The sequence below is a fragment of the Candidatus Paceibacterota bacterium genome (assembly GCA_040905715.1).
Lineage (GTDB): Bacteria > Patescibacteriota > Minisyncoccia > Phycocordibacterales > CSBR16-193 > JBBDHZ01.
The window spans coordinates 117,709-137,022 of record JBBDRA010000002.1 but is presented as its reverse complement, the minus strand read 5'-3'; the positions used below and the strand labels follow the sequence as shown (position 1 = coordinate 137,022).

18 protein-coding genes are annotated in these 19,314 nt (G+C 49.0%); 10 read left to right on the top strand and 8 right to left on the bottom strand.

The window, feature by feature from the left end:
* Positions 1-100: 100 nt before the first annotated feature.
* From WD312_00755 to tsaE, 3 genes are read right to left on the bottom strand one after another with little or no spacing between them, the layout of a single operon-like run.
* The gene (locus tag WD312_00755; GenBank protein ID MEX2563637.1) at positions 101-814 is read right to left on the bottom strand and encodes a hypothetical protein; all 714 of its coding nucleotides are present in this window, start codon (positions 812-814) and stop codon (positions 101-103) included.
* A gap of 6 nt (positions 815-820) precedes the next feature.
* Entirely contained in the window at positions 821-3,247 is a 2,427-nt protein-coding gene (locus tag WD312_00750; GenBank protein MEX2563636.1) for a DNA polymerase, read from the bottom strand.
* 42 nt (positions 3,248-3,289) lie between these two features.
* Positions 3,290-3,748, bottom strand: coding sequence for a tRNA (adenosine(37)-N6)-threonylcarbamoyltransferase complex ATPase subunit type 1 TsaE (gene tsaE, locus WD312_00745; protein MEX2563635.1), 459 nt, complete (start codon positions 3,746-3,748; stop codon positions 3,290-3,292).
* A gap of 137 nt (positions 3,749-3,885) precedes the next feature.
* On the opposite strand from tsaE, the gene WD312_00740 reads away from it, so the two are divergent.
* From WD312_00740 to ruvC, 5 genes are all read left to right on the top strand, one after another.
* Positions 3,886-4,596: a hypothetical protein gene (locus WD312_00740; protein MEX2563634.1), complete on the top strand. Its 711-nt coding sequence runs from the start codon at positions 3,886-3,888 to the stop codon at positions 4,594-4,596.
* A 243-nt stretch (positions 4,597-4,839) separates the two neighbouring features.
* Complete coding sequence (locus WD312_00735) at positions 4,840-6,531, top strand: GspE/PulE family protein (protein MEX2563633.1); 1,692 nt, start codon at positions 4,840-4,842, stop codon at positions 6,529-6,531.
* A gap of 380 nt (positions 6,532-6,911) precedes the next feature.
* Positions 6,912-7,898: a Holliday junction branch migration DNA helicase RuvB gene (gene ruvB / locus WD312_00730; GenBank protein MEX2563632.1), complete on the top strand. Its 987-nt coding sequence runs from the start codon at positions 6,912-6,914 to the stop codon at positions 7,896-7,898.
* 139 nt (positions 7,899-8,037) lie between these two features.
* The gene (locus WD312_00725) at positions 8,038-8,568 is read left to right on the top strand and encodes a YebC/PmpR family DNA-binding transcriptional regulator (protein MEX2563631.1); all 531 of its coding nucleotides are present in this window, start codon (positions 8,038-8,040) and stop codon (positions 8,566-8,568) included.
* Positions 8,569-8,594: 26 nt separating this feature from the next.
* Positions 8,595-9,080 (top strand): crossover junction endodeoxyribonuclease RuvC, encoded by a 486-nt coding sequence (gene ruvC, locus WD312_00720; GenBank protein MEX2563630.1) that lies wholly within the window; start codon positions 8,595-8,597, stop codon positions 9,078-9,080.
* On the opposite strand, the gene tyrS is transcribed toward ruvC, so the two are convergent.
* The gene (gene tyrS, locus WD312_00715) at positions 9,064-10,287 is read right to left on the bottom strand and encodes a tyrosine--tRNA ligase (protein MEX2563629.1); all 1,224 of its coding nucleotides are present in this window, start codon (positions 10,285-10,287) and stop codon (positions 9,064-9,066) included. The genes ruvC and tyrS overlap by 17 nt on opposite strands.
* A 258-nt stretch (positions 10,288-10,545) precedes the next feature.
* On the opposite strand from tyrS, the gene WD312_00710 reads away from it, so the two are divergent.
* Positions 10,546-12,768, top strand: a complete 2,223-nt coding sequence (locus tag WD312_00710) for a PBP1A family penicillin-binding protein (GenBank protein ID MEX2563628.1) — start codon at positions 10,546-10,548, stop codon at positions 12,766-12,768.
* A 65-nt stretch (positions 12,769-12,833) separates the two neighbouring features.
* On the opposite strand, the gene WD312_00705 is transcribed toward WD312_00710, so the two are convergent.
* The 3 genes from WD312_00705 to dnaA are packed head-to-tail and all read right to left on the bottom strand — an operon-like array spanning position 12,834 to position 15,638.
* The gene (locus WD312_00705) at positions 12,834-13,088 is read right to left on the bottom strand and encodes a hypothetical protein (GenBank protein MEX2563627.1); all 255 of its coding nucleotides are present in this window, start codon (positions 13,086-13,088) and stop codon (positions 12,834-12,836) included.
* Between the two features lie 37 nt (positions 13,089-13,125).
* Positions 13,126-14,229: a DNA polymerase III subunit beta gene (gene dnaN, locus WD312_00700; protein ID MEX2563626.1), complete on the bottom strand. Its 1,104-nt coding sequence runs from the start codon at positions 14,227-14,229 to the stop codon at positions 13,126-13,128.
* 26 nt (positions 14,230-14,255) lie between these two features.
* Positions 14,256-15,638 carry a chromosomal replication initiator protein DnaA gene (dnaA, locus tag WD312_00695; protein MEX2563625.1) on the bottom strand — a complete coding sequence of 461 codons (1,383 nt, stop codon included), beginning with the start codon at positions 15,636-15,638 and terminating at the stop codon, positions 14,256-14,258.
* Between the two features lie 259 nt (positions 15,639-15,897).
* Here dnaA and rpmH point away from each other — a divergent pair, with 259 nt between their 5' ends.
* From rpmH to WD312_00675, 4 genes are all read left to right on the top strand, one after another.
* Positions 15,898-16,041 carry a 50S ribosomal protein L34 gene (gene rpmH, locus WD312_00690; GenBank protein MEX2563624.1) on the top strand — a complete coding sequence of 48 codons (144 nt, stop codon included), beginning with the start codon at positions 15,898-15,900 and terminating at the stop codon, positions 16,039-16,041.
* A 44-nt stretch (positions 16,042-16,085) separates the two neighbouring features.
* Complete coding sequence (gene rnpA / locus WD312_00685) at positions 16,086-16,433, top strand: ribonuclease P protein component (GenBank protein ID MEX2563623.1); 348 nt, start codon at positions 16,086-16,088, stop codon at positions 16,431-16,433.
* Positions 16,434-16,565: 132 nt separating this feature from the next.
* On the top strand, positions 16,566-17,468 hold the full coding sequence (locus WD312_00680; protein ID MEX2563622.1) for a YidC/Oxa1 family membrane protein insertase: 903 nt from the start codon (positions 16,566-16,568) through the stop codon (positions 17,466-17,468).
* A gap of 11 nt (positions 17,469-17,479) precedes the next feature.
* On the top strand, positions 17,480-17,965 hold the full coding sequence (locus tag WD312_00675) for a R3H domain-containing nucleic acid-binding protein (protein ID MEX2563621.1): 486 nt from the start codon (positions 17,480-17,482) through the stop codon (positions 17,963-17,965).
* A gap of 10 nt (positions 17,966-17,975) precedes the next feature.
* Here the strand turns inward: WD312_00675 and WD312_00670 are convergent, their stop codons facing one another.
* Positions 17,976-19,313: a hypothetical protein gene (locus tag WD312_00670; GenBank protein ID MEX2563620.1), complete on the bottom strand. Its 1,338-nt coding sequence runs from the start codon at positions 19,311-19,313 to the stop codon at positions 17,976-17,978.
* Position 19,314 lies beyond the last annotated feature (1 nt).

Genomic DNA, 19,314 nt, shown 5'->3' with positions numbered 1-19,314 from the left:
GCGACTATGTTTTTAGCGCATTTCGACCGAAGGGAGAGGCGATTCCCTGCCTTCCGGCAGGCAGGCTACCGGGCGGACATGAAATGTTTCTGTAAACCCCTTACACGGTAAGCACAAACTGCTCCAACTGTGTCGACATATCACCTTCTCCTCGGCGAGCCAGATGGTAGCGCTCAACAAGATCACCGAGGAGATCGTACAACTCTTTGTCAGTATAGTTCTTCCCAAACCCCTTTGCTTTGGAATACGGAAACGCTTTCATTCCTGCCTCTTCAGCTGAATTTGTTTGCTGTGCGATAGCGATTGACTTAAGCTGCCAGAACAAAACACCGTGTATTTCCTCTGGTGCCTTGAGCTCCCGACAATTCTTCTGATACTCCACCCAGAGCGCTTTGCGATCTCGCTTGCCGAGTGCATCAGCGAGCGCAAAGGTATTAAACTCTTTTTTCCCTTCCTTCTTTTTAGAAAACTCTTCGACCCGTTCAGCGTGTTTCTCAAGCCTTTTAAGAACCGCTTTTGAAAGTTCGTTCTCCACAATAATAAAAACATTTTCTGACTCACCGAGGGACTTCGCGCTCTCGAGAACCGTCTCACGCGCATCAGCTATATCCATCACCTGATCGATCTGAACAATGTATTTGCTATCAAATAACCCCTGTGAACCGGCCAACTCCTCGAGTCGTACCGGGCTAATATCCATCTCGTCGAGTTTAAAAAGCTCCGCGTTCGGGCGTTTTTTCTCCAAACCTAACAAGAGCTGGTTAAGCTTGGTATTTCGCTTTTGAAAATCTGAACCGTAGAGAATGTAAAGCATATGTTCTTATCCTTCGTTTTCGATCGACTTCATCTCACCCCAATTCTTACCAACTTCTGCCTCGGCTGCTAAAGGAACACCTTTTGTCTCTTCTTCACTCAGGACCGATTCCATTGCTTCCTCGATCAGTGGTACTATCTGGTCGACCAAACCTTCCGGCACCTCGTAGACGAGCTCATCGTGTACCTGAAGCAAAAGATACGTCTGCTTGTCGTCAGCGCGTTCACACAATTTTTCGTCAACACGTTTCATAGCGATCTTGAGAATATCAGCAGCGGTTCCCTGGATCGGCGCATTGATCGCCATGCGCTCCGCACCGGCCCGCACTTGCGGAAGACGTGAATCAAGACCTTCAAAATAACGACGACGGCCAAAGAGCGTTTCGCTGTAGCCCTGCTGGTGCGCCTCATCTTTTAAGTGCTCCAGATATTTTGCCAATCCACTGAACTTCTCAAAGTAGCGATTGTAAAACTGCTGGGCTTCTTTGCGGTCAGTACCGAGATTGGTCTTCAGGGCATTTACGCCCATGCCGTAAATGATCCCGAAGTTGATCACCTTGGCCTTCCGACGCATTTCCTTATCAACCTCCTCAACAGGAACCTCGAACACTTCCGCCGCAACAGCCGTGTGAATATCCTCACGATCCTTGAACGCTTTAATTAATTTAGCATCGCCCGAAAGAAACGCAGATACTCGAAGTTCGATCTGCGAGTAATCAAGTGCGGCGAGAACATATCCCTCGCTTGCCACGAACGCATTGCGAATATTCCGACCAAGCTCGGTCCGGATCGGTATATTCTGCAAGTTCGGATTCTGCGAGGACATCCGACCGGTGGTTGTGCCGGCCTGAAGAAATTCAGCATGAAGCCTATCATGTGTATCAAGACCGTCGGGAATTGCATCAATATACGTCCCTAAAAGTTTAGAAAGTTCGCGGTGCTGGAGAATACAATCGATGATCTCGTGCTCGCCTTCGAGTTTTCTAAGCTCTGACTCAGCTGTCGAGCGAGCACCGGTGGAAGTTTTACGATGATTTTTAGGCGCGAGACTCAGCTCGTCGAACAACACCTCGCCGAGCTGCTTTGGTGAATTGATATTAAACTCCCGGCCGGCCAGAGTGTGAATCTTTTTCTCGATCCGATCGAGTTCTATGTGATACTTCTCTGATAAGCCAGCGAGATATGTGCGATCGATCACTATGCCGCGCTCTCTCATTTTTGCCACAATGGGAATGATCGGCTTCTCGATCTGATAAAACACGTTTTCGAGTTCGTTCTCCTTAAGCTTTTGGAATATCACCTCCCGCGCCTCTGCAAACGCTGTCGCATTCGCGTACGCAAGTACATCCTCGAGTGTAGGCGAGGTGGTACTTGAGTTTACAAGCCACAGCGCAATAGCGGTCTCGGCAAGCTCGTCCTGGTTGATGTCGCTCTTCTGCACCTGAGCACGCTGCTCTTTTTCTTCCTCCATCTTTGTCCGCTCGTCTTCGGTTGCGATCACCTCCCGCAGACGTTGCTCGAGATTACGAAACTCAAAACGCTGGAAAACCTCCCGGGTCTTTTCAAAATCAATACCGTCACGCCATTCGCGGTCGGAAAGCGTGAATTCGACCGGTGCGTCAAGCCGGATCGTGGCCAACATTTTCGAAAACTCTGCCTCGTCTTTGTTTTCCTCTAGTAACGTAACCACTCGCTTCTTTATCCCCGCCTCTTCGAATTTCTCGGGGCTTTTCTTAAGCGTTTTATAGATCTTTTCAATGCTTCCGAACGCCTGTATCAACAGTGTTGCCGTTTTCTCTCCTATGCCGGCAACGCCGGGGATATTGTCGGAAGGGTCACCGGCCAAACCTTTGTAGTCAGGCAGAAGCTTTGGGCCAAACCCGAACCGCGCCTTCACCGCATCTTCGTCGTACATTACGGTGTCCTGAATCCCTTTTTTCATCGTATACACCTGCACCCGCTTATCATCGACAAGCTGCATGGTATCCATATCTCCGGACGCGATCACAATATCAATGTCATCTCTCTCCTTGAATTGCTCAACGGCTGTACCAAGCAGATCATCTGCCTCAAAACCCGGCGCCTCGTACATCGGAATACCGAACGCCGCAAATATCTCGCGCGAATTGATGATCTGCGAGATGAGCTCTTCGTCAGTCGCTTTTCGTCCCTGCTTGTAAGCATCGTATGCTTCGTGGCGATGAGTTGGCTCGGGAAGATCGTAACAGGCGACAATATAATCCGGCTTAAGATCGCCAATGAGCTTCACGAGAATGGTCGAGAGGCCGTAGAGCGCACCGGTGGGCTCACCTTTCGTGGTCGAGAAGGCCGGCAGGGCATGATACCCGCGATGCAAGATCGCATGAGCGTCGAGCAAGACCAGACGCTTTTTGTCTTGTTCGTTCTTTGCAGATTTTTTAGTTTTTGGTGACATAACTAGTTCGGTAGTCTGTATTCAGTATCCGGTATCCGGTATTCAGTGTTTGATTTGAGGTCCTGTAGTTATTTCCCTCTCCTTCTCTCCCACCACCTCAAACATCAACCACACCGCATCCTCAGGTAGTATATCTGCAACCTTCTGTGCCCACTCAACCACAATACAATTAGCCGGATCTGCAACAATGTCATCCCAGCCAAGTCTTCGGAGGTCTTCAGAGCTCTCAAGTCGGTACGCATCAATGTGAACCAGGTGACCAAAGTTCTTGTCAGCCGGTAGGTCATACACCTGCTCGATCACAAAGGTCGGACTGGTGACCGGTCCGGTTACACCCAGAACACGGGCAAGCGTACGGGTGAAGGTGGTTTTTCCGGCCCCCAGATCCCCGGACAAAGCCACAACGACCGATTTTGTACGGTCAGTCGCTGTGTTTTCTGATATCTCCTGCAAAAAACGCTCAACAAAGCCCTGTAATTCACCTTCCGAAACGGTCGTCATTGAGCGTATTGTAGCACAGAAAACAGTGCATGAGAGAGTTTACAGGGTCTTGACAAATATTTGTATAGATGTATAATAGACCCAGAAATGTGAGGGCTCGTTTCAGATCAAACAAACCACTTTTTAGGAGGTGCGCTATGCGTACGACGATCTTGACCACACTGGCAATTCTCTCGTTCAGTTTCGTTTCGTTCGTTTCCCCGGCACCTGCCGAGGCGAATGATATCAAGGACTGGTTCGGCGATGACATCGGCGAAAAGGTTGCCGACGTTATTCTCGACGATATCGAAGAGGAGCGCGACCACAAACGCGACAAGGACCGCGAAGAGCAGGACCACGAGCACGATCTCGAGCGAGATACGGTTCGAACCAGAAACAGAGGTAATCTCGATACGGTCCGTACGTCCAACGACATCCGCGCCGACAATGCTGGCGCCGACAACAACATTCGCGAGGATAACAATACTTCCGACATCATCTCCAGGCAAAGCCGCCAGGAACACAACCAAAACCTTGAGTTCATGTACGCTGAGGAGCACGTGGCTCAACCCGGCGAGTCGGAAGCCGGCGGAGCAATCGGCGAACGCGATGCGGCAAAGTTTCGTGCTCAAGGACAAGCATATACTGTCACTCGTCAGCGACTCGAATCTGCTCGAGTGCCGGTTCGTGACGACACTCGGCGAGTTGAGAGTCAACGGATCCCGTCTGGTAGCTCCTCATCCGATCGCTACACCAGCGAAGCTGATGCGCTCAAAGAACGCGATCAGCCCGGAGAGCGGATCGAGGTTGTGGGAGGTCCCAACCAGACGATCCACGACCGCGGTTTCGAATGGACGACCTCCGAATAATCGAGACTCCCAAGTACGTTCACCAGCCGCATTGCGCAAGCAATGCGGCTTTTTTATAATTTGTTGCGCCAGCAACAGATGCTGATCGTAAGAACACTACACTGCATTCTCTAAAATATTAGAGTTATATTAGAGTTAACTCTAATATTTTTCACCGTCATCGCCCCCTATCATCGCCCATGGTTCAACCCCTCACCTTAATTTCCCTTGTTCCATCACTCACACCGCGATATTATAGGGTAAATGATCATCCAATTTGACGACGAAAACCAAGAAGGAACGCTGAGCAAACTCCGTACGGACGAAGAGGACGATTTCGTCCAGCAGTTGGCCGCTAAGACCGGAATGGAGTTTGTTGATCTGACCATGAAAAACATCGAGGGTGACGCGATGCAGCTGGTTCCCAAAGAAGTATCTCAAAAAGCCAAACTCGTACCGTTCGCTATCGTAAACAACAAGGTCAGCATTGCGATGCGTCAGCCAAATAGCGAGGAGACGCAAAAAGTGCTAAGTGACCTCAAAGAAAAAGGGTACGTCGTAAACCCCTTTCTCACAACCACGATCGGTCTTGAGAAAGGCTGGCGAACCTATGATGATCTATCCGCCTCCTTTAAAACCCGACGCGGAACGGTTGATATTTCAAATGAAAATATTGATGCGATCCGCGAAAAAGTAAAAACGATCCAAGACGTAGGAGAGCTCGTCTCCACAACACTCGAAAAGGATTCCATGACCAAGACCTCAGAGCTGACCGAGCATGTTCTTGGCGGTGCGCTGGCTGTCGGTGCGTCTGATATCCATATCGAGCCGGAAGAAGAAGCTGTGCGTCTGAGATACCGTCTTGACGGTGTGCTCCAAAAGATCGCCGATATCGACTACCCGACCTACAAAAGCCTCATGGCTAGATTTAAGCTGGTCTCAGGCATGAAGCTTAACGTTACCAGCGAAGCTCAAGACGGCCGGTTCTCGATCGATGCCGGCAATGCAAAGATCCAGATCCGCTCTTCGGTCATTCCCTCCCCGGGTGGCGACTCGATCGTAATGCGTATTCTTGACCCGTCCTCGATCCAGGTGGAACTTAAAGACCTTGGTATTCCGCCCGATCTGCTTACGATATTCAAACGAGAGATCCAGAAGCCAAACGGCATGCTCCTGAACACCGGTCCAACCGGTTCCGGAAAAACAACAACGCTCTATTCTTTCCTCCGCGAGGTAAACTCGCTGGATGTAAAGATCCTCACGATCGAGAACCCGGTTGAGTACCACCTAGAAGGAGTCGTGCAAACCCAGGTAAACCATGAGGCCGGGTATGACTTCCTCGCCGGACTACGTTCCGCGATGCGCCAGGACCCGGACATCATCATGGTCGGTGAGATCCGTGACGAGGAGACCGCCAACACCGCGATCAACGCGGCCCTGACCGGTCACCTTGTGTTCTCTACCCTGCACACAAATGATGCCGCCGGTACGTTCCCGCGTCTAATAGACCTTGGTGTAGATGCAAAAGTCATCACCTCAGCGGTCACCCTCTCAATGGCCCAGCGCCTGGTACGAAAGCTTTGTGAAGACTGCAAAAAAGAAGCTGTGATCGAGGGCAAAGACAAAGAAACCGTTGACCGACTCCTGGCAAGTTTGCGCGAAAAGAACGAAAAGTATCTTGTTGACCTGCAGACAGAAAAAATGTGGGTAGCTGGCGGATGTGATAAATGCAACGACCTCGGGTACAAGGGGCGTCTGGGTATTTACGAGGCGATCCTTGGGGATAAGGCGATCGAGATGGCGCTCCGGGACAATCCAAGTATCCGTGAGATCTGGGAGGCAGCAAAACCACAAGGCATTCCGAGACTTGCCGAAGATGGCGTTATAAAGGCACTTAAAGGCATAACCTCGCTGGAGGAACTGCGTCGAGTGGTTGATATAGACAGCGAAGAATAGGTTGTTTATTTACTCTGAAACCCAAGAAGATCAATAAAAACAAAACACCCCTCTGACAAACGGGGTGTTTTGTGTATAATGCAACTAGGATTCACTGAAGAAAGCCTCGCGGAACAAAATGTTCTTCTAAAGCCGTCCAGACCATAAACCTCTCAGCAACACCTTTCACGGAGAAAGTCGGGGATATTACTCAGCAATTACTGCAGTCACCTCTCGTACAAGCGAGAGAACCGCGGAAATCCTGGCGATACACCTCAAAGCAGTACTTTGTTGCTGAGAGGTTTATGAGCTGGCTTTGACGAGCTTCACTAATATAGTGAGTCCGTAAAGATCAACGATTAAGCTAGTATAATATAAAGAAAATATATTGTCAATGATTTATGACACTCAACGGACAACCCCCCACCCAACCGAGTGACGCTCATTTCCTTGATAGGACACTCCGACCAAGTACATGGGACGAATATATCGGACAGATCAGCATCAAAAACAACCTTTCTATTCTCCTAAAGGCGGCTACAGAGCGTGACCAGCCTCCGGAACACATTCTCTTTTACGGCCCACCGGGGCTTGGGAAAACAACGTTGGCTCACCTCATAGCCAAGGAAACCAATTCTCAACTCAAGGTAACCTCCGGACCGGCCATAACGAAAGTTGGCGACCTTGCCTCGGTGCTTACCAACCTCTCAAGCGGCGACATTCTCTTTATTGATGAGATCCACCGGCTTAACAAGTCGATCGAGGAGGTTCTCTACCCTGCCATGGAGTCAGGTTCGCTTGACATTATTCTCGGCAAAGGACCCAGCGCCCGCACGATCCAACTGGAGTTACCACCGTTCACCCTCATTGCCGCTACTACCCGCGTGGCCGGTATTTCCTCCCCACTTCGCTCTCGGTTTTCCGGCGGAACGTTCAAACTGGAGTTCTATACCGATCTGGAGATAGAAGAGATCGTTCGCCGGTCGGCCGGCATACTAGGTATAGTGATAACCGACCAAGCGGTCAGCGAGATCGCCCGACGAAGTCGCTACACCCCGCGCACAGCTAACTACTTTTTAAAGCGTGCGCGCGATTTCGCCCAAGTTCACAAACAAGATCTGACTGACACTATCGTGAAAGAGGCCCTAGAACTGCTTGATATCGACGAGTATGGCCTCTCCCGGACCGACCGAGACCTTCTTTCGACTATCATAAAGAAATTCAACGGCGGACCGGTCGGTCTCAACACACTTGCAGCCGCTCTTGCCGAGGAAGAAAGCACGCTTGAGGAGTTCAACGAACCATACCTGATCCAGATCGGCCTTATTGAGCGTACCCCACGGGGACGTGTTGCCACCAAAGAAGCACGTGAGCGATTCAATACGTAACACATGACCACTGGATCGATCAGAGTCTTAGGTCACGGATCCGTTTTGGGCGGATCTTTTCTTTATTCATAGACCCTAAATCTTTTGCGATCTTTAAAGATTTGATAATTAGACCTAACTATGTAAAACTACAAACACTATGTCCGGACACAATAAATGGAGTAAGATAAAGCACAAAAAAGCCGCCTCAGATTCGAAAAAGAGTCAGGTATTCGGCAAACTAGCCAAACTGATCGCGACCGAATCAAAGAATGCCGACGGTAATGTTGAATCCCCTTCCCTGAAAGCAGCGATCGAGAAGGCGAAAAAAGAGAATATGCCCAATGACAATATTGAGCGGGCGGTCAAAAAAGGCCAGAGCGGGGACGCAGCAACACTCGAGCCGGTCGTGTTTGAAACCTATGGACCCGCCGGCATTGCCATTGTTATTACCGGTCTAACCGACAACAACAACCGAACATCAAGCGAGATCAAACATCTCCTCTCCAAAAACGGCCTTGAACTTGCCACACCCGGCGCTGCAGCCTGGGCGTTTGAAAAACAAAACGGCGAGTGGGTCGCGCAGACAACGATGGAGATCAGTGAGGACGATCGCGCAAAACTCGATCAGCTTATAGAAACGCTTGAAGAACATGAAGATGTTCAAGATGTGTATACAAATGCCGCATAAACTGCCTCTTTTTTAGTTACTACGCTATGCGCATTCTTGCAATCGACCCGGGGTATGAACGACTCGGTGTGGCGGTGCTTGACGGACCGTCGGGAAGTGAAGCGCTTGTGTACTCCGCGTGTTTTAAAACCAAGTCTACCACTCCCCACCCTGAACGCCTCTCTCAAGTCTACCGCGAGATAGAGCGGATTATTCAGGAATATGCACCTGACGCGTTCGCCACCGAAACCCTCTTCTTCAGCGTAAACCAAAAAACCGCCATGAAAGTCGCCGAGGCTCGCGGCGCACTCTTGTCCGCCGCAGCCTGCGCCAATCTTCCGATAACAGAATTTTCTCCCCAGGCAATTAAGATCGCTGTTACCGGGGAAGGCAACAGCGATAAAAAACAAGTTATTACTATGACCAAGCGCCTTGTGCATATCGGAGAACCTCTTCAGCACGACGACGAATACGACGCGATTGCTATCGGTATCACTGCACTGGCGACGATCAATACTATTCCTGCGGAGTGATCTTTATAAACTGCTTCTTTCCTACCCGCAGCGTTAACGGTCGTTCTATCGCGGTGTTCTGATCGCTGATCTTTTCCTCGCTTTCCATATCGCGAACCGCACCGGCCTCGACAAGTCGTCGAAAGGCACTTTTTGATTCCACAACCCCGTGCTCGACGAGCACATCGACGAGCAGCGCACCACTTACCACCGATACTTCGTTTATCTCACTCGGCACACTTCGCTCAGAAAAGGCTTGAGTGAATTGCAGGCCCGCTTTTTCTGCGGCTTCCTCGCCGTGATACATTTTTGTGATCTCTTGAGCCAGCTTCATCTTGAGATCTCGCGGATTCACCTCACCACCCTCCAACTGAGCGCGAACCTCATCTACTTCCTTCATTGGCACAAACGTGCAGCCTTCAAACATCTGGACGATCACTCCGTCCGGGAGCGCCATCACGCCACCGTACATATCCTCCGACGTTGCGGTAAGGCTGACGTAATCGCCTTCGCTTTTGCTCATGATCTTTTTACCCGTCACCGGATCGGCGATCAGACTCATCGTAATGATGAATTTCTCTTTTGTATTATAGGTTTGCTGCAGACTGCGTCCGGCAAGCATATTAAAGGTTTGATCGGTACCGCCAACCTCGCCGTCTACATCCATAGCCACGCTGTCATACCCTTGCATCAGTGGGTACATAAATTCATGTACATATACCGGCTTTCCTTCATTCATGCGCTTCTCAAACATGTCCCGCTCAAGCATATGTTGAACCGTAAAGTTGGAGGCAATGTCTACAACGTCATTAAAACCAAGTTTAGAGAGCCACTCGCTGTTCTGCCTTATCTGAGCCGGGTTCTCCGGGTCATCGAGTGAGAGGATCGGTGTGATCTGCTCTTTCCAGCTAGCAATGTTCTCCTCGACCTCTTCTTTAGTGAGACGCTGACGAGCCGCACCTTTGTCTGTCGGGTCACCGATCATGGCAGTAAAATCACCGAACAAGAGAATTATTACATGGCCCAGCCGACGCAAACGTTCAAGCAGGAGGATGTTCTTGGTGTGGCCCAGGTGAAGCTCGGCGCCGGTCGCGTCGATACCAAGGTAGATCCGAAGACGCTCGCCGGAGGAAAGTCGCTCTTCAACCTTTTCTCGAGACGGCAAAAGCTCTGCGACGCCGCGGGTTAAAACCTCATCTATACGCTCTTTACCGGTGGTTATATTCATGGTACACTTTGAAACTTCTAGCTAGTAGGATCAGGCAATGTCAGGTAACGAGCACAAGGCACTCGAGCATGGCCAGTGAAAGATACAAGACCCCGATACGTCTTAAGGAGGACAAGTGATCTCTATTACAGAGGATACCACACCGGGAGTTATTATAAAGCAGGTAATTAAATGAGTAATTACACGGCATCTTAAAAAACCGAAGGCGCGTCCCCACCGTAGCCTTCACCTACGCTCTAACGTATAATACTATCAGACATGGCACATCAAGGATCAGAGAAGAACTCACGACGCTTTTTGAACTGGATAGCGGTAAAAAATACCCTCATCCTGCTTTTTGCCATCGGTGTATTCCTCGCCGGCGCTACCGCCATCTGGGTTTCCACTCTTGAGATCCCTACCGTCGACTCCTTTCAAGAACGCCAAGTTGCCCAATCAACAAAAATATACGATAAAAGCGGTGAGGCACTGCTCTATGATGTATATCGGGACTACCAACGAACAATTGTGCCGTTCGACGAGATCAACGACTCTGTTAAAGAGGCATCGCTCGCGATCGAAGACCCTGAATTTTATCAACACGTCGGTATTAAACCGTCTGCTATTCTACGAGCTTCATTCGTCAACCTGATCAATTTTGGATTTGAACAAGGTGGTTCAACTATCACACAGCAAGTAGTAAAAAACTCGCTTCTCACACCCGAGAAGACGATCACCCGAAAACTTAAAGAATGGCTTCTCGCCTTAAAAATAGAACGCGTTAATACAAAAGACGAGATCTTAAATATCTATCTCAACGAGATCCCGTACGGAGGCAGTCTGTACGGTGTGGAAGAAGCCGGTCAGGCCTACTTCGGCACGCCGGCCAGCGATCTGTCGATCGCCCAAAGCGCCTACTTGGCCGCGCTTCCAAAAGCACCGACCTACTATCTCAACAATCCTAAGGCACTCGAAACACGCAAAAATCAAGTGCTTATTGAAATGCGCCGACATGGCTACATTACATCGGAAGAATACCGAGACGCACGTGAAGAAGTCTATGAACTGTCGCCGACAGATACAGCCATCATCAAAGCTCCACATTTTGTGATGTACGTTATCGAACAGCTTATTGACGAGTACGGTGAACAAACGGTACGTCAAGGGGGTCTTAAGGTAACCACGTCGCTTAATCTCGAACTGCAGGAAAAAGCTGAGGAGATCATTCTTGAGAACGCCCGCTCAAACGCAACCCGATTCAATGCCGAGAACGCGGCGCTTGTAGCAATCGACCCGAAAACGGGGGGTATCGAGGTAATGGTTGGATCCCGCAACTACTTTTCGGATACGATCCAAGGTCAATTCAACGTAGCAGTCTCACCGAACCGACAACCAGGCTCAACGTTCAAGCCCTTCGCGTACGCTGCAGCACTTACTAAAGGTTACACCCCGGAGACCGTGGTGTTTGACCTCAAAACCCAATTTTCCACGGCCTGCGCTCCTTCAAACCTCTCCAACGGAGGTGACTGTTATTCTCCACAGAACTATGACAGTAAGTTCCGTGGACCCGTCTCGTTCCGAAACGCCCTAGCTCAATCAATTAACATCCCGGCTATCAAAGTTTTGTATCTTGCCGGAATGGACGCGACACTTGAACTCGCCCGAGATATGGGTGTTGAGAATCTTGGAGATATCCGCCAATACGGCCTCACCCTTGTGCTTGGTGGCGGCGAAGTATCACTTCTTGATATGACCAGCGCCTACGGCGTCTTTGGCAACGAGGGAGAGAGAAACGAACATGTTGCCATACTGAAAGTAGAAGACAGCGATGACAAAGTACTATTTGAGCACGAAGTAAATCCTGATCGCGTACTTTCAGAAGATGTAGCGCTTCAAATATCAGATATGCTCTCCGACAACGCCGCCCGAGCACCGGCATTTGGACACAACTCTCTTCTTCACTTTCCGGGACGCGACGTAGCCGTAAAAACAGGTACTACTAACGACTACAAAGACGCCTGGATCATTGGCTACACGCCGGATATAGCTGTAGGTACCTGGGCAGGAAACAACGACGGATCAGCCATGGTCAAAGAGATCGCCGGATTTATTGTTGCTCCAATGTGGAACGAGTTCATGGTCGAGGCCTTAGAAGAGAAACCGAACTCACGATTTGATGATTTTATCAGCACATCTGATGATAACCTTAAACCTATTTTAGCCGGCAAATGGCAGAACAATGGAGGGGTTCATTCGATACTGCACTGGGTGAATCGCAACGACCCACGCGGACCCGCCCCGCGCAATCCGCGTCAAGACGGTCAGTATGCTCAATGGGAATTTCCGGTTAGTCTCTGGGCGGATACACAAGGTTTTGGCGAGGATACCGCCACCTCAACAGACGATGGCTCAGATGATAACGACAATGAGGATGAAGACGATGACAGTGATAGAGATCGCTCAAATGATGATGAGGATGATGACGAGAACTCATCGCGGTAATAAACAAAAAGCAAAACACCCCACCGAGAATCGGAGGGGTGTTTTTGTTTGCGTCACATTTCTTACTAACGTATATCTTTGATCCTGAGAGATGTCTGTGCTTGAATAGCGGCCGTGACCTCTCTTCGACGAAGAGCGAGCTCGTTTTTAACCGCAGGATGAGCAGTAATGAATATTTGTTTGTTTCGATATACTACTGCATTACGATCAAGAACTACTCCAAGCTTTTTCTCTATAACCGAGACCGTGGCATCTTTTACCTCACCCTCGGTAGATGTAAGAACCTTGAACTTTTTGAGATAGTCCTGAATGTTGAACATAGTCTAGGCGTTAGACGTTAAACCCTAGCAACCCAAACTATCTATTCATCGGCATCACCAAGTAAAGAAAAGATGGATCAGAAACCCCGCTCATGACCATCGGCTTGCCAGGGCCGCCCAGTTTCAGCACCACGCTGTCGGTAGTGATAGACTGAAAACTATCCATTATGTATTTATGATTAAAAGCTATCGTTAATGCTTCGCCGCTCAACGCTCCGTCGAGTGAATACGTATTCTCACCAACCTCACTGTTCTTTGTCTGCAAGGTGAATTGTTTTTGGCCCGGATCAATTGATACGGTTACCTGATTAAATTTATCAGTAAAGATGGTGGCAACTTTAAGCGCTGTTACCAGATCATTTTTTAACACGGTCGCTTCAGCTGAAAACTCAGTCGGAATGATCTGCTGGTAGTCGGGGAATACCCCATCGACCGTACGTGATGTCACATACAGCCCGTCGCCGACAAACGCCACCTGGCTTTCACCGAACTTGATCTCGATAGTGCCGTTATACTCATCGAGCATGCGTGTGATCTCGTTCGTATTCTTAACCGGCACAAGTACGTAATCAAACACCGGCACCTCTTTCATTTGTACCTTCTTTTCCGCGAGGCGAAATGAATCAGTTGCAGCAAAGACGAGTGACCGCTGGTCGCTTGCCGGTGCGATATACACACTTGAGAGTTCCGGCTTCATACTTGAGACAGCAGCGCTGTACGCAACCGAGTGAAATCCTTCAGCAAACGTACTCGAGTCAACTGAAAAAGAAACACCGTCCGTTACTCGTGGGATCGTTGGAAAATCTTCGTGGTCATACGTATTGATCTTTGTTGAAGCACTTGCCGTCTTCACGACAAGCTGCTCGCCTTCACGCTCGAGCGTAACCGACTCATCTGAAACATGGGAAAGGAATGAAGCTAAGATCGAACCGGGCACCGCAACAATACCTTCTTCTTTTACTTTCACCGACAAACCGATCTCCACGCCGAGATCAAGGTTTGTTGCCCGAATAAGAAGCTGGTTGTCAGCTGCTTCGAGGAGTACGCACTGAAGCACCGGCAGTGTCACGTTCTTGCTAGTAACTCGCGTTGCCTTTGTGAGCGCTTGTTCGAGTTTATCTTTTACGCATTCAACATTCATAGATAGTGTTTATTAATTCTTCTCTTTTACGAAATAAGTGCACGGATCTGATTCAGTTCCTGGTGAAGGGCGGTGTCTGTTTTTAGCTCTCCTCGTATTTTCTCGCAGGAATGAATAACAGTCGTATGATCCCGCCCGCCAAGCTTCTGGCCGATGGAAGGATAGGAGGAACCAAAGTCCTCACGCATCACAAACATGATCAGCTGACGAGGCTTTATTACCTCTTTCCGACGTGTTTTCTGGTAAATTGCTTGCTCGTCAATGTTGTAATAATTAGCGATCGTCTTAATGATCTCTTCAGCTGACATTGTCTTCTTAGGCTTCTCGCTGCTCTTAATGACCTGTTTCACCTCCCCTACGTTCAACGGTCTCCCTTTGAGCTCCTGCTGGCACATAACCGTATTAATGACCCCTTCAAGGTCGCGTACATTCCCTTCCACCGAGAAGGCGATGTGCTCGACCACCTCCGGGTCAAGCTCAATATTATTCATCTTTGCTTTCTCGCGCAGAATTGCAGCCCGTGACTCTGCGTCCGGAGCCGGAATATCCACGATCATGCCGGCACTAAACCGTGATTTTAGTCGATCTTCCAAGCCAGGTATATAGTTCGGGTGTTTATCGGACGAGAAAATGATCTGCTTGTTGTTGTCGTAGAGTGTATTGAAAAGGTGAAAAAGCTCTTCTTGCGTCTTCTCTTTGTTCGAAAGGAACTGAATGTCATCCATGATCAAAATATCGTACTTGCGATATTTTTCCTTGAACGGTGTTACTTTGTTTGCCTGAATTGCGTTAATGTAGTCGATCACAAAACGTTCAGAGGTAACGTAAAAGATCTTGCGGTCAGTTCCCTCTTCATTCTTGAGCGCGTTACCGATCGCCTGAATCAAATGAGTCTTGCCGTGACCGGTATCGCCGTACACAAAAAGCGGATTATACATTCTTCCCGGCTGTTTTAAGATCGCTTGAGAAGCAGCGTACGCAAGCTCATTGAAAGGACCCACAATAAAGGTGTCGAAGCCATATCGCGGGTTCAGATTGTCATCTTTATTGATGTAATGCTCTTCAAGAGGCAACTCTCCTGCTGTAGATTGTCCTTGGCCAAGTTTCTCTGTTTGTGGAGAGGTGTGTGACTGCTGGGGCGGATTCTTCGGCTGATTCTTTGTGATGACATACTCCAGAGAGCGTACGTCAGGAGAGATGTTGCGGAGAATACGGAGGACAAAATTGTGATACTTGTGAGATAGCCATTCTTTTACGAACGTGTTCGGTGTGGCCAGATAAATAACCCCTTCTTCTTGCTTGAGAATATACGTGTCTCTGAACCACGTGTTAAAATTTGCTTTCGAAACATTTAACTCTATCTCAACCAAGACGCTGTTCCATAGTTTTTTATTGTCCACAGTTTCCATACGGCAGTAAGTGTATCACATCCAGCTCTTGATAATAAAATGTTCGTTGATGCCATTATAGAAGCTCCTCATTTTTTTGCTTGCCCGGTTTTGTGAACAGCGTGTGCACAAGGTGTGTATTGCATACAGGACACACTTCTGCTACCCACTGCAATACTGTTTGTGATAAATGTCGCACCTTTTTCCCGGTACCTTTTCTCGCAACAAAGACAAATAAAAAGACTTGAGCTCTCTTCGCTTCTATGATATAACAATGCACATGCCACAAGGACTAACCTACAACCCGAAACGAAAGAAGCGTGCACGAGTGCACGGTTTTCGGAAACGATCCCGTACAGCAGACGGCCGAAACATTCTGCGACGTCGACGTCGCAAAGGACGCACCAAGCTCTCTACGGTGTAACCGCAGCTTAAAGACCCGGTTTAAAAGCTGTATATATTCTTCCCATGCTTCCCCGTAGCCGACGACTCACTACCGAGATGCTTAAGGAGATGCAGACAAACGATGCAGTGAGAGTAACTCACTCATCGTTTTTTGTTGCACGCACTCTTTCTACTGAATCATCTCCTGCCCGGTTTGCCGTGATCATCTCTCAAAAAGTAACCAAAGGAGCAGTTGAACGTCATCGGATTAAACGACGTGTACACCACGCCATCAACGACCTTTTGGGGCACACCCAGGACGGCTGGAAAATTGCTTTATACGCCAAATCATCTATTCGCGACGCCTCCTCGGAGGAGGTCGCGTCCGACCTTGAGAAAATACTAAGAAAAGCAAAAGTATATAACGGGTAATCACTCCACCCGTTTTAGATTAGTCCTGCTGTACACGCGTGCGTGCATGTGGCTGGACACACCTTTGACGTAAACCTAAAGAGTGTACCGGATAAATTGAAAAAAGCCTGCGGATGCGCTAGAGTAGAGAGCATGTTTATCGTTGACGCTTTTAATTTCGTTGTCTACGAGCCGCTTTATAACGGCCTCGTTTTTGTAATGTGGTTCTTGCCATGGAGCGATGCCGGACTTGCGGTTATCGTCTTCACGGTACTCGTTCGTCTCCTGCTTTTCCCGCTATCGCGAAAAGCAGTCAAAACGCAGATGAAGATGCGCTCACACGAAGACGAGCTCAAAGAGATCAAGGAAAAGCACAAAGAAGACAAGCAGGCACAAGCGCAGGAAATGATGGCCTTTTATAAGGAAAAAGGGATCAATCCGTTCTCCAGTTTTCTGCTTATCCTGATCCAGCTCCCGATCATTATTGCACTGTATCATATATTTTTAAGCACCGGCCTGCCAGAGATCGACCAAGAGCTTCTTTACTCCTTTGTTCAAGAACCGGAGTTGGTAACCGTGCAATTATTCGGGCTTTCGTTCCTCTCATTGGCCGGTAAAAGCTGGGTACTGGCAGTATTTGCTTCAATCACGAGCTTTTTCCAGATCCGCTACTCGATGCCTCCGCTCAAGCCGAAAACCTCAAGTGAGCCGAACTTTAAAGAAGACCTCATGCGCAGCATGAACATACAAATGCGCTACGTTTTCCCGGTTATTGTCTTTTTCATTGCCTGGAGCATCTCCGGCGCCATCGCGCTTTACTGGATCACCTCGAACCTCTTCACACTTGGACAGGAGCTCGTAGTACGCCGAGAGATGCAAAACCAGAAAGACACCGAAAAAACCCCGGAGTCAGCACCCGACACTACCGACCCACTACCAGAACACGCGGTTAACGCACAAAATCACGCGCAAAGTACTGAGCAGCAAAAAACCCCGGGAGCCCGACCGCAAAAGAAAAACAAACGAAAGAAAAAGCACGCAAAGAGAAATAGATAACACCACCCCTTATGCCGACCGATGACACCAATCAGCAAATACAGAGGATCATCGAGGGGTTCCTGAGCGCTCTTAGCGTCTCATACAGCGATATCACCATGCACGATCATGAAACCCGCCCGGTATTCATGATCAGCGCAGAAAACGACAAGGAACTGATCGGCTCAGACGGCACGCATTTGCAAGCAATAAACACCCTTGTCCACCAAATAGCACGCAAACAGCTCGGCCCTGATGTGGCCGTTTTTTCTATTGACGTAAACTATCACCGTGAACACGCACGCGAAGCACTTACGCAAAAAGCATCGGCTTGCGCTGAGCGTGCTCGCTCACTAAAAAACTCCATCGCCATGGAGCCTATGAGTTCGTTCGAGCGTTTCGTGGTCCACGACGTACTGAGCAATGTCTCAGACATCGAAACATGCTCTGAAGGAGTCGGCGAGAAGCGTCACGTCGTTATTACCTATACTGATGAACCTGAGCCCTCAGTCAACTAGATCAATACGTCTAGAAATCAGCTCCCTCTTCAGAGCCAGAGTTGGTCGAAGCCGCCTCTTCTGAATCAGAGAGACGGTAGCTCCACAAGTGACCGTCTTTTTTGTTGGTGAAGAAAAGATACTCTTCGTTGGGCCCGAGGAAGGGCTCGATAACGTCCCCACCTCCTTCTATTTTTGCTGAGAGATCCTCAAGAATTTCAACCTTTCCTGTCTCGACATTAAACCGGGCTAGGTGGTCGTCAAATGACACACGACCTTTATACCAATCATCTGGATACTGAGCAGACGGAACCTCTCTTGGAACACCGCAGTAAGCAATTATTGAACTCTCGGAACTCCATGTGCATTTCTCAGGCAGAGTTTGGTGTGTGACAAGTTCAGAGCTCTCACCTGTTTCAATAGTGTAGCTGTACAACTGGAATCCGCTCCTCGTACTCTCATTGTAAAGCAACCTTGAACCACCCGAATTCATACGTACTGTCAGACCGGCAATACCACCGAGCAATCGAGTACGTGCGCCGTTTTGCGTATTGATCGAATACAGGAATCCGTCATCACCAGCACCCGGATTGGTTGTCAATAAAACCTGTGCCGAAGCCGGCCATGCGATCTGCCAGTCACTCAGCGGTGTCGTATACAACACCGTCATCTGTTCTCCCGGCTGACCTACTTCAACAGAAACCCCACCACTCTCTTGCGATCGAATCAGGACTATCTGACCACCGGTTGGTGCCGAGACAATGTTCTTAATAGTGTTGCTAAGAAAATTTCCACTCACCTCTCGCAGAGAGGATGACGTGGCCTGCTCATCGTGGATCGTAACCAGCAGCGATGTAATACTATCCCTGTTAGTATCAACTGTCTGCAAAATTGTGGTAACGGGTGATGTCCAGACAGAATTAACGGTTTTTCGATTTGTTTCATTGGTAACCCTGTCGGTACCCGACCGATCAGACCGAGCACTGTGCACGTGTCCTTGTGCAACCGTCGTGTAGCGTATCTCAGTAAATACATGGGTTGATGTTCCTACTTGCTCTGTCTGCTCAAACGCGATCGCACCAGCAACCGGTTCTCCGGAAAGGTCGCGCAGCGCCGGTAAGGTCTCTTCGTCTGAAGACGTTGTATCAGCCGGAGAACCTCCTTCCTCATCCTGAGTCTGATCACCTCCCGCATCTGAAGAATCCGGATCACCTGATCTATCATTTGCTATTGGCAAATAATCCTGGATCTTTACTATCTCGCCGGTCTCCGGATTCACATCACCGATTGGTAGGTATGCGTACAGACCGACAGCAGCCGCACAAACGACAACAAGAAGCACCACAGCGATGTATAAGATCTTTTTCATA

Bases quoted from the DNA above. Each gene is read 5' to 3' on its own strand.
- WD312_00755 (MEX2563637.1), bottom strand. From the start codon at position 814: ATGCTTTACATTCTCTACGGTTCAGATTTTCAAAAGCGAAATACCAAG.
- WD312_00750 (MEX2563636.1), bottom strand. From the start codon at position 3,247: ATGTCACCAAAAACTAAAAAATCTGCAAAGAACGAACAAGACAAAAAG.
- tsaE (MEX2563635.1), bottom strand. From the start codon at position 3,748: ATGACGACCGTTTCGGAAGGTGAATTACAGGGCTTTGTTGAGCGTTTT.
- WD312_00740 (MEX2563634.1), top strand. From the start codon at position 3,886: ATGCGTACGACGATCTTGACCACACTGGCAATTCTCTCGTTCAGTTTC.
- WD312_00735 (MEX2563633.1), top strand. From the start codon at position 4,840: ATGATCATCCAATTTGACGACGAAAACCAAGAAGGAACGCTGAGCAAA.
- ruvB (MEX2563632.1), top strand. From the start codon at position 6,912: ATGACACTCAACGGACAACCCCCCACCCAACCGAGTGACGCTCATTTC.
- WD312_00725 (MEX2563631.1), top strand. From the start codon at position 8,038: ATGTCCGGACACAATAAATGGAGTAAGATAAAGCACAAAAAAGCCGCC.
- ruvC (MEX2563630.1), top strand. From the start codon at position 8,595: ATGCGCATTCTTGCAATCGACCCGGGGTATGAACGACTCGGTGTGGCG.
- tyrS (MEX2563629.1), bottom strand. From the start codon at position 10,287: ATGAATATAACCACCGGTAAAGAGCGTATAGATGAGGTTTTAACCCGC.
- WD312_00710 (MEX2563628.1), top strand. From the start codon at position 10,546: ATGGCACATCAAGGATCAGAGAAGAACTCACGACGCTTTTTGAACTGG.
- WD312_00705 (MEX2563627.1), bottom strand. From the start codon at position 13,088: ATGTTCAACATTCAGGACTATCTCAAAAAGTTCAAGGTTCTTACATCT.
- dnaN (MEX2563626.1), bottom strand. From the start codon at position 14,229: ATGAATGTTGAATGCGTAAAAGATAAACTCGAACAAGCGCTCACAAAG.
- dnaA (MEX2563625.1), bottom strand. From the start codon at position 15,638: ATGGAAACTGTGGACAATAAAAAACTATGGAACAGCGTCTTGGTTGAG.
- rpmH (MEX2563624.1), top strand. From the start codon at position 15,898: ATGCCACAAGGACTAACCTACAACCCGAAACGAAAGAAGCGTGCACGA.
- rnpA (MEX2563623.1), top strand. From the start codon at position 16,086: ATGCTTCCCCGTAGCCGACGACTCACTACCGAGATGCTTAAGGAGATG.
- WD312_00680 (MEX2563622.1), top strand. From the start codon at position 16,566: ATGTTTATCGTTGACGCTTTTAATTTCGTTGTCTACGAGCCGCTTTAT.
- WD312_00675 (MEX2563621.1), top strand. From the start codon at position 17,480: ATGCCGACCGATGACACCAATCAGCAAATACAGAGGATCATCGAGGGG.
- WD312_00670 (MEX2563620.1), bottom strand. From the start codon at position 19,313: ATGAAAAAGATCTTATACATCGCTGTGGTGCTTCTTGTTGTCGTTTGT.